Source organism: Ralstonia sp. VS2407 (assembly GCF_052950655.1).
This window is the reverse complement of the sequence record NZ_JBRFVG010000199.1, coordinates 1-489: the sequence shown is the minus strand read 5'-3', so window position 1 is coordinate 489 and position 489 is coordinate 1. Positions and strand designations below refer to the sequence as shown.

Annotated in this window: 1 protein-coding gene; it reads left to right on the top strand. The window is 67.9% G+C overall.

All coding sequences use genetic code 11. The features are described 5' to 3' along the window. Positions 1-489 (top strand): fibronectin type III domain-containing protein (locus ACU8YE_RS24605; RefSeq protein WP_446930044.1); only part of this gene is annotated, 489 nt, incomplete at both ends.

The following is a 489-nucleotide window of genomic DNA, read 5'->3' as shown; positions in this document are numbered from 1 at the left end:
CTTCCGGGTCGCGGCGGTCAACAAGGTCGGCACCGGCGCGTTCAGCGACCTGTCGCTGACAGCCTTCGCCGACACGAAGCCGGGTCGTGTCGCCGACATCAAGATGATGGCCCGGGGGGACCACACGGTCACCGTCGGCTGGACGCCGCCCGAGAGCAGCACGCCGATCGAGGCCTACACGATCAGCTGGCAGGGGGGCAAGCCCGTCACGATCGCCGGCACCAGCACGTCCTATGTCGTCGACGGCCTCGACAACAACCGGACCTATGTCTTCTCGGTCGACGCAAAGAACAGCGTCGGCTGGTCGCCTCCCCGTCTGTCCGCACCGTTCCAGTCGATCGGCACACCGGTTGCTCCCGTGGGTCTCGCGGTGCTCGACCGGCAGAGTGGTGTCCAGTCCACTGACCTCAACGCGACCTGGACGCCCACCGCTGCCGAGGGCCCCGGGGCCACCCTGTACTCGTTGTCGTACAGCGCCAACGGTGGACC